The organism is Actinoplanes sichuanensis (assembly GCF_033097365.1).
GTDB classification, from domain to species: domain Bacteria; phylum Actinomycetota; class Actinomycetes; order Mycobacteriales; family Micromonosporaceae; genus Actinoplanes; species Actinoplanes sichuanensis.
On sequence record NZ_AP028461.1, the window covers coordinates 1,675,077 to 1,685,986 of the forward strand.

2 protein-coding genes are annotated in these 10,910 nt (G+C 69.4%); both read left to right on the top strand.

All coding sequences use genetic code 11. The features are described from left to right. The first annotated feature begins 61 nt into the window (after nucleotides 1–61). Entirely contained in the window at nucleotides 62–2,260 is a 2,199-nt protein-coding gene (locus Q0Z83_RS07350; RefSeq protein WP_317793046.1) for a DUF6055 domain-containing protein, read from the top strand. Between the two features lie 221 nt (nucleotides 2,261–2,481). Next, nucleotides 2,482–10,794: a DUF7507 domain-containing protein gene (locus Q0Z83_RS07355; protein WP_317793047.1), complete on the top strand. Its 8,313-nt coding sequence runs from the start codon at nucleotides 2,482–2,484 to the stop codon at nucleotides 10,792–10,794. The last annotated feature ends 116 nt before the right edge of the window (nucleotides 10,795–10,910 follow it).

A 10,910-nucleotide genomic window follows, 5' to 3' on the forward strand; every position in this document is an offset into this window, starting at 1 on the left:
AGCGCGATCACGGCGTCAGCCGTGGTTCGTCATCGCGTGTGCATTCGTGCTTCTCGCAGGCGTGGGGCTCGTCCCCCAGATCATGTCCCGCGCCTCGGCTGCCACCAAGAGCGTCTACATCCCCGAATCGTGGACCCGGACCGGCGAGGTCCCGTGGACCGCCGAGCGGACCAAGGAGTCGAACAACTTCATCCTGCTCTGGGGTGAGAAGTCCGGCACCGACCCGGCGTCCGCCGGCGACCCGTACAGGTTCGATCCGGACAATGTGCTCAGCCAGCTGGAGAACCTGTACAGCTTCTACGTGAACACGATGAAGTTCACGCCGGAGACCGGGCTGCTCGCCGAACACAAGATCATCGTCATCGTCACGAATACCTGGAACCGCACCGAACTCAACGCCTGGGCGACCGGCGGCTCGGTCGACGGCCGGGTCGGTGTCATCAACATCGCGCCCGGTGCGGCCCTGCCCGGATCGTGGGGACTCGCCCACGAGCTGGCTCACGTCTTCCAGAACTACACGTTCCTCGGCCGCAGCGGATACGGGTTCACCGACCAGTCGGCCGGCACGTTCTGGGAGACCAGCGCCGAGTTCATGGCCATGCAGGCGCTGCCGACGACGGCGGCCGGTGACCTGACCAGGTGGTTGCGTTCGGAGAACCTCTACTACAGCTCCAGCCGACACCACTACGGCAACTGGATGCTGGCGCAGTACATCAAGGACCGCGACGGCCTGGAGATGTTCAACCGGATCTGGAACGAGGCGCGCAACACCGAGCATCCGCTCGAGGTGTACCGGCGGATCGCCGGCATCGACCAGGCCGAACTGAACCGTCGACTCGGCGAGTACGCCACCCGGACCGTCACGTACGACTTCGGCAACCGGTCGACATTGATGCCGTTCATCAACAACGTATGGGGTGCCGGGTTCCTCAATGCGTACAACGGCGGCAATGTCGATCCAGTCGACTCGAGTCAGGGCCACTATCAGATCAATACGAGGGTGGCGCCGTCCGACTACGGGTTCAACAAGATCAAGCTGGTGCCGTCCACCGATGGTGGACTGGTCCGGCTGCGGTTGAAGGGACACGCCGAGACCGGGGCGACCGGGTGGACGTTCGGGCTGGTCGCGGTCAAGGGCGGCGTCCCGCGGTACTCCACGTTGAAGTCCGGCACGGATGGGCAGATCGACTTCCCGTTGCAGTCCGGGGAGAGCGAGGTGTGGCTGGTCGTCACCGGAACCCCCAACGCGGTCCCGCACTACGGGTTCCTCGACGGCTACACCAAGGCTCGCCGCTACCCCTATGAGTTCCGGGTCGAAGGGGCGACGCCGTCCGGTTTCGAGCCGGGTCACGTCAAGCCGGCCGCGACCAACGGCGGGCGGTGGCACTCCAACGGCGGCGGCTGGGTGGCCGGCAACGCGAGTGTCGCCTCCACCGCCTACGTCGGCCCGAAAGCCGCGGTGATGGGCGGAACCGTCACCGGCAACGCCCGGATCGAGGGTCTGGGCTGGGTCAACGGCGGCACCGTCGGCGGCAACGCGATCGTCAAGGACAACGCGCTCATCCAGGACGGGGCGAACCTGTCCGGCAACGTCGTGGTCGGCGGTGACGCGGAGATCGCGTTCGCCTGTTCGTCCGGCACCTATCTGCTGTTCAACCCGGACCGTAAGTGTGACGGCGGCGCCGGCGAGACCGACGTCAATCCGTCGTTCACCGCGTTCGCCAGCGCCGACCTGGCGATCCAGGACGTCGCGACCACCGAGCCGACGGCGACCCCGACGACCGCCGCACCGACGACGACGGCGCCCGCGCCGTCTGGTTCCACCCGAAGCGGCAACCTCGCCGGTACGGCCACCGCATCCGCCTCCTACACGTCGGCCTGGGAGTCGGTCGCGGCGATCAACGACGGCATCGTGCCCACGGCGTCCAACGACACCGTCAACCGCCGCTGGGGAACGTGGCCGGAGACCGGCCGCCAGTGGGCCGAACTCCAGTGGCCGTCCGCGGTCACGGTCGGCCGGGCGCAGACCTACTTCTTCGACGACGGCAACGGGGTGCGCCTGCCCGCCTCCTGGCGGCTCCAGTACTGGACCGGAACCGCCTACGCCGACGTGCCGAAGGCCAGCGGGTACGCGCGGGCCGCGAACGCCTACAACACGGTGACGTTCACGCCGGTGACCACCACCCGGCTGCGGTTCGTGCTGCGCGCCTCCGGCACGAGCTCGGTCGGTCTGCTCGAAACGACGGCATTCTCCACATAACAGCGCTTTTCGGGAAACGGTCGGGTGATGACCTCACCCGGCCGTTTCTGCGCGTTTCTTCCTATACCCGAAATGCCTGACGATTGCACCGACTGGAACGGTTCGGGTGGCCGTACAAATATGAGGAATTTCTTTTTTGTGGTCTTGATGTCGTATTAGCCTGCAATGGCCCGGGTAGGGCCGGGCTTCCGGCCTGCGTCACCAGAGCAACGGGGGAGTCCGTGCGTGGGCTAGTCAGGCGTGTCGGGTTCACCATCGCCGCGTTCGCCATGATTCTGGCGCTGTCCCTGGTCCTGCCGTTCCGGACGACGCCCGCGATGGCCGCGCAGACGGTCTGCCCGACGGCGGTGTCGCTCACCAACGGCGACTTCGAGCAGCCGGTGATCTCGGCCGGCCAGGTGTCGATCATGGCGCAGACGCTGGTGCCGGGCTGGCTGACCACCGCGACCGACAAGATGATCGAACTGTGGCGCGGCTACGGTGGGGTGCTCCCGGCGTCCGGTAGCCAGCACGCCGAGCTCAACGCCAACATGGTGTCGACGCTGTACCAGGATCTCGACACGATTCCCGGGACCATCCTGCGCTGGCAGCTCAACCACCGCGGCCGGACCGGCACCGACACGATGGCGGTGATCATCGGGCCGCCCACCGGGACGCTCGTGCAGCAGGGCGCCAACCTGTCCGACAACAAGAACACGTGGGGTTCCTATACCGGCACGTACACGGTTCCGGCCGGGCAGACCAAGACCCGGTTCGCGTTCAAGTCGGTCTCGTCGGCCAGCGTCGACCCGAGTATCGGCAACTTCCTCGACGCGGTGTCGTTCGGTTCGGCCGGTTGTCTGACCACCACCACGTCGGTCGCCAACAGTTCCGGGGCCACCACCGCGAATGTCGGCGACACGCTCACCTACTCGGTGACCACCCGTAACGACGGAGGCACCCCGGCCACCCTGTCGTCCATCACCGACGTGCTGCCGGCCGGCACCACCTATGTGCCGGGTTCGCTGCGCTCGGTGACCGGAACGACGACCACGAAACCGACGGACGCGTCCGGTGACGACGTCGGCGAGTACGTGAGCGGCACCGGAACCGTGAAACTGCGGGTCGGCACCGGCGCCACCGGGTCGGTCGGCGGCACCCTCGCCCCGGGCGAGTCGCAGACGCTGTCCTACCAGGTGGTGGTCGGTTCGTCGATCGCCGGCAGCACGCTGTCCAACGACGCGACCGCCGGCTACACCGAGGTGGTCACCAACACCTCGCCCACCTCGACCTCGAACACCTCGACCATCGCCGTCAACCCTGCCGCCGACCTGTCGGTGACCGCGGCCCTGTCCGGCTCGACGGTCGTCGCCGGTCAATCGGCGACCTACACCGTCACCGCCGGTAACGCGGGTCCGAGCACGGCGGCCTCGGTGGTGCTCACCGCGACCGTGCCGTCCGGACTGACCGGGGTGACCGCGACATCCACCGGCGGCACCTGCTCGGTCAGCGGAACCAAGGCGACCTGCAACTATCCGAGTCTTGCGTCGGGCGCCAACCGGACCATGACGATCACCGGCAACGTGCCCTCCGGGGAGACACCCGGCACCGCCTACACGGTCGGCGCGGCCATCACCAGTGCCACCTACGAGACGAAACAGTCGGACAACACGGCGTCCACCAGCAGCGCCGTGACCGGCAGCGCCGACCTCGGCGTCACCATGACCTATGCGCCGGCGAACCCGGCCGGTGGCGACACCATCACCTACACCGTGGTGGTCAGCAACACCGGTCCGTCGACGGCCCGGACCATCGTGCTGTCCGAGGTGATCCCCGTCGGCTCGACGAACGCGCAGGCGACCCTGCCCGGCGGCACCTGCGCCACCACGACGACCGGCACCATCGAATGCTCGCTCGCCTCGCTGGCCTCCGGGGCCTCGGTGACGGCCACCATCACGATGACGTTGAACAACGCGAATCCGGTCGTCAACAACGCGGTCTCGCTGAAGGCGGCCACACCGGACCCGGACGTCAACAACAACATCGCCACCGTGACCGGGGCGAGCGCCTTGGTCGCCGACGTGGGAATCACCCTCACCCTCGGCACCTACACGGCGCACGCGGGGGAGAGCACCACGTACACCCTCGCGGTGAAGAACAACGGCCCGTCGATGGCCGACAACATCTCGTTCATCCCGGTCCTGCCACCCGGGGTGACGATCGTCCGGCCGGCCACCGGGCCGATGGCCGCTTACTGCACCCCGACCGCCTGCACCATCCCGCACCTGCCGCCCGGGCCGCCGATCATGCTGGGCGGCACCGTGGTACTCGGGCCCGACGCGCAGGCCGGGCCGGGCACCGCCACGGTCACCGTGGTCACCACCACCACCGACAACAACTCGGCGAACGACAAGCAGACAGCCAACTTCACGGTCCTGCTCAAAGGCGACCTGTCGGTGACGCAGACCCTGGTCAACCCGGACCGCGGCGGCACCACGCTGGTGCCCGGCGAGCGGATCCGCAGCGTGGTGACGGTCAGCAACGCCGGGCCGACCCGGGCCGAGGGCGTCGTGGTCCAGCGGCCCGTCCCGGCCGGGCAGACCGTGCCGACGGCCACTACCAGCACCGGCACCTGTTCGTTCCAGGGCACCACCGACCTCAACGGCATCACCCCCGACGGCGGCGTGTTCATCTGCACCAGACCGTTGATGTACGCCTCGACGACCTGGGACATCACCTTCGACACGCTGCTGAAAACGAGTTACAGCGGGAACTCGTTCGCCCGTACCGTGACCGTGTCGTCGACCTCGGCCGACCCGACCGCCGGCAACAACAGCACCACCACGACCGCGACCGTCGAGCACATCTCCGACCTCGAGCTGACCCAGACCACGAGCACCCCGACCGTGGTCGCCACCGACCCGGTGCAGTTCACCGTGACCGCCCGCAACACCGGCCCGTCCGACGTCGCCAACGTGGTGATCCAGGTGCAGCCGCAGACCGGACTGCTGATCAGCTCCGGCACCGGCTCCGGCAGCTACGACCCGGGCACCGGCCGCTGGTCGATCCCGGTGCTCGCCTCGGGCGGATCGGTCACCCTCACCCTGTCCGGCACCGCGCTCAGCGCCGGCACTCCGAACAACGTGGTCCGGGTGGTGTCGGCGGACAGCACCGACCCGGCGTCCGGCAACGACACCGCACAGACCGCGGTCACCATCAGCCCCAGCAACGCCTCCCTGAAGATCACCGGCGTCGCCACGGTCACCCCGTCCAGCAGGCAGAACGCGGCGGTCACCGGAGACGCCGTCACCTACCGGTTCACCGTGGTCAACGACGGCAACGTGACGATGAATCAGCTCGTGGTGCGCGACGCGCTGACCGGGACCGCGGACTGTCCGGGCACGACGCTGGCCGCGGGCGCCCAGATGGTCTGCAACAGTCCCGTCCCGTACACCATCACCCAGGCCGACTTCGACGCGCAGCAGCCGGTTTACAACAACGCGACGGTCACCGGCCGCCCGCCCGGCGGCGCGGCCCCGGTCAGCTTCGGCCCGGCGCCGGTCACCGTGCAGCTCGCCACCGGTTCCCCGTCACTACGGGCGACGGTGACCGCGACCGTCAACCCGGCCGGACATACCGGTGCGGCACAGGTCGGCGACACGGTCACCTACTCGTATGTGGTGGTCAACGACGGCAACGCGGCCCTCAGCCAGGTCTCCGTCACCGACACCAAGGGCGGGCCGGTCACCTGCCCCGGCACCACGCTCGCCGTCAGCGCGTCGATGACCTGCACCAGCAGCAGCCCGTACGTGGTGACGCAGAGTGACGTCGACGACGGGGTGCCGATCCGTGACTCGGCCACCGTCGGCGGACGGCTGGCCGGCTCGAACACCACCCGCACCTTCGGACCGTTCTCCACCGGCGTCCCGGTGGTCGCGGCCGCGCCGTCACTCACCGCGGTGGTCATCGCGAGCGTGACGCCGCCGGCCCGGCAGAGCGCCGCGGCGCCCAACGACACGATCGGTTATTCGTACGCGGTGACGAACAACGGCAACGTCACGATGTCCTCGATCGCCGTCACCGACACGAAGACCGGCACCGCCGGATGCCCGTCCGCCACCCTGGCCGTGAACGCGACGATGACCTGCACCAGCTCCTCGTCCTACCGGGTGACCCAGTCCGACGTGGACGCCGGAACCCCGGTCGTCGACAGCGCCACCGTCACCGGCCGGGCGCCCGGCGCGTCCACCGGCTCCTATGGCCCGTTCACGGTGTCCGTGCCGGTCGCCGTCGCGGCACCGGCGCTCGCCGTAGCGGTCGTCCCGACGGTCAACCCGATCGCCCGACAGAACGCGGTCCGGGCCGGCGACACCATCGCCTACTCGTACACGGTCACCAACAACGGCAATGTGACCATGTCGAACATCGTGGTCAGCGACACCCGGCTGGGCGCCGCCACCTGCCCGGCCGGCCCGCTCGCAGCCGGAGCCACCGCCACCTGCACGTCGGTCGGCAGCTACACCGTCACCCAGAGCGACGTCGATGCGGCGACCGGGGTGGCGTCGACCGCCTCGGTCTCCGGGCGCCATCCCGGAGCGGTCAGCAACACCGTCTACGGGTCGAACACCGTGACGGTGCCGGTGGCCGGCGCCGCACCGTCGCTCTCGGTCACCGCGGTGGCGACCGTGTCACCGGCGGCACACCAGAACGCCGTCCGGGTCGGTGACACGATCACCTACACATACACGGTGGTCAACGACGGCAACGTGACGATGACCGGGATCGGGCTCACCGACGCGCTCGCCGGAACCGTCACCTGCCCGGGCACCTCGTTGCTGGTCGGCGCGTCGATGACCTGCACCAGCGCGATGCCGTACACGGTCACCCAGGCCCGGATCGACGCCGGCCAGCCGATCACCGCGAGTTCCACCGCGACCGGCACCACACCGGCGAACGCGACCCCGTCGTTCGGGCCGTTCACCGCGACCGTCGCCGTCGCACCCGCCGTCCCGGCACTGAGCATGTTGGTCACGGCGTTCGTGACGCCGGGATCACGGCAGAGCCAGGCACAGGCCGGCGACACCATCGCCTACACCTACGACATCACCAACACCGGCAACGTGACGATGTCCTCGATCGCGGTGGCCGACCCGATCGCCGGCGGCGCAAACTGCCCGTTCACGACACTCGCCGTCGGCGCGCTGATGACCTGCAACAGCGCCTCCCAGTACACGGTCCAGCCGGGCGACATCACCGCCGCGACGCCGATCACCGACAACGCCGTCCTCACCGCCCGCGCCCCGGGCGCCGGTGCGTCCAGCACCTACGCCACCGGCTCCGACACCGTCGCGCTGGCCCAGGCGGCCGCCTCCCTCACGGTCGCCATCACCCCGGCGGTCAACCCCGCGGGCAACCGGTATGCGGCGGCGGTCGGCAACACCATCACGCACAGCGTCATCGTCACCAACAACGGCGACCAGGTGATGAACCAGATCAGTGCCACCGACGCGCTGACCGGTGCCGCCGTGGTCTGCCCGTTCACCTCGCTGGCCATCGGCGCCCAGATGACGTGCACCAGCGGCTCGCCCTACACCGTCACGCAAGGCGACCTCGACACCGGCGGCCCGGTCACCTCCCGGATCACCGTCAACGCGGAGAAGTCGTCCGACGGTTCCCCGGTCGGCTACGGCCCGTTCGACGCCACCGTGCCGGTCGCCCCGGCCAACCCGCTGCTGCAGCTCACTCCCACCGCAGCACCCACCGGAGACACCCTCGGCAGCACCATCACGTACTCCTTCACGGTGCGCAACATCGGCAACGTCACCATGAACACCCTCGTGGTCAGCGGCAACCTCTCCGGAGCAGCGTCCTGCCAGGCCGTGTCGCTCGCGCCCACCGCCTTCACGACCTGCACCGGTGCCAACACCGTCACCATCACCCAGGGCGACATCGACGTCGGCCTGCCGATCACCGACACCGCCCAGGCCGCCGCGCGCCGGGTCGGCACCCTCACCGACGTCATCTTCGGACCGCGGACCTCCAGCGCCCCGGTCGCCGCGGCGGCACCGTCGCTGACCATCGCCAGTGCGGCCACCGTCTCCGATCCGGCCCGGCAGAGCGCCGCAGCGGCCGGCGACACCATCTCGTACGCCTACACGGTCACCAACAACGGCAACGTGACGATGCACAACTTCGCCGTCACGGACAGCCTGATCGGTGCGGTGACCTGCCCCAACGTTTCGATCGGACCACTCGGCACGGTGACCTGCACGGGCGGCCCGCTCTACTCGGTGACCCAGTCCGACGTGGACGGCGGGCAGCCGATCGTCGCCACCGCCTACGTGATCGGCGAACAGACCGGGAACCCGGCACCGCACTCGTACGGCCCGTCCACCGCCTCCACCGGCGTCGCCACCGGTGCGCCGTCACTGACCGCCACCGTCGACGCGCTCGTCACCCCGGCCGGGCACCAGACGGCGGCCGAGGTGGGCGACACGGTCCGCTACCGGACGACACTCACCAACAACGGCAACCAGACCATCACCGACATCACCGTCAACGACACCCGCGCCGGTACGGCCACCTGCCCCGGCACCAGTCTGGCCCCCGGCGCGTCGATGATCTGCAACAGCGCGTCCTCGTACACCGTCACGGCCGGTGACATCGACACGAACACGCCGGTGCTCACCACCGTGACCGTCTCCGGCCGCCGCCCGTCCGACCCGGCCGCCACCGCGCTGCTGACCCCACAGGCGAGTGTCCCGGTGGTCCCGGCCGCACCCGGGCTGACCATCCTGGCCGACGCCGTGGTCACCCCGGGCGCCCACCGCGACCAGTTGATCCGTGACGACATCGTGGACTACGAGTTCACCGTCCGGAACACCGGCAACGTCACGATGACCGGGATCGTCGTCACCGGCATCCGCACGGGTGTGGCGAACTGCCTGGCCGCGACCCTCGCCGCGGGCGCCTCCACCACCTGCAGCGCGGGTACGCCGTACCGGGTGACCCAGCCCGACGTCGAGGCCGGCCAGCCGATCGTGGAGAGTGTGTCGGTCACCGCACGTGCCCCGGGTGCCACATCGGACCAGACGTTCGGGCCGGCCACCGACACCGAGCAGATGGCCGTCGCCGCCGATTCCCTGGACCTGTCGGTGGTCGCCGTGGTCACCCCGACCGCACACCAGGTCGCCGCGCAGGTGGGTGACACGGTCGCGTTCCGGTACACCGTCGTCAACGACGGCGACCTCGAGGTCATCGACATCGCCGTCGACGACCGGCTGGTCGGGCTCGCGCAATGCCCCGGCACCACCCTGCCGGTCGGCGGCACGATGATCTGCACCAGCCAGGCCTCGTACAAGATCACCCAGGCCGACATCGACGCCGACCGCGCCATCCGGGAACCGGCCACGGTGACCGGCCGCCGCAACGGCGCTGTCACCGACACCCCCTACGACACCGACGCCGCCACGGTCCGCCTGGTCGTCGGGCGCGGCAGCCTGGGCCTCGACATCTCCGCCACGATCGAGGAGAGGGCATTACGTCCGGCCGACATCGCGTCCACCAACGGCATGCCGGCGGTCGGCGACGGCATCCGCTACCGCTACCTGGTCGTCAACAACGGCAACGTGACGATGTCGACGGTGACCGTGACCGACGTGACGATGGGGGCGATCCCGTGCCCGCAGCCCACCCTGGCGGTCGGGGAGATGATGACCTGCGTCGCCCCGAAGCTGTACATCGTCACCCAGGCCGACATCGACAGCAAACGGATCATCACCACCGCGGCCACCACCAGCGGACTCGAACCGGGCGCCACGACCCCGACCGAGTCCGCCCCGGCAGCCGCCGAGAACCCGGTCGAGCCGCAGGTACCCGCCGTCGGCGCGGAACAGACCGTCGGGTGGGCGGACACCGACGGTGACGGGATCCTCGGCACCAGCGACGACGTCACCTCGACGATCGTCGTCACCAACAGCGGCAACGTCACCCTGCACAACATCACCCTCAGTGGGCTGCCGGTCGGTGTCACCTGCCCGAAGACGACCCTGGCGCCCGGTGAGAGCATGACGTGCACATCGGACCCCTACCACCTCACGGCAGAGGACATCGCGGCCGGTCACGGCAGTTTCCTGGTACGGGCGAACGGCACCACCCCGGACAACTCGGGTGGGGCGCAGGCTGACGCACCGGCTTCGATCGACCCGACCGTACCGGCCCCGACACCGTCCCCTTCGCCGTCGGCGACCGCCTCCCCATCACCGTCCGTGTCGCCTAGCCGTACCCCGTCGCCGTCGGTGTCACCGTCGCGTTCCCCGTCACGGTCGGCGCCGCCGTCCCGTTCCCCGTCCCGGGCCACCCCGTCGCGGAAGCCGTCGCGTTCCCCGTCGCCGTCTCCGACGCGAACCGACGACGGCGGTAACCCGGGCGAGAACCCGATCACCGGCGGCGACGGCCTGCCCCTGCTGGTCGGCGGCCTGTTCCTGGTCGGCGGCGGCATCCTGTTGACCCTGCTGAGCGCAGCCCGGACCAGGCGCTTCGAACTCCCGGACTGAACCCGCATGGTCGATGTCTGCTCGGTGACTTGCGCCATAGCGGAGCGCTGACCAGCGCATAGGTCTTCCCGGGCGGTCTGTGCAAGATCTTGAAAATATATATCTTTCCCTGCATG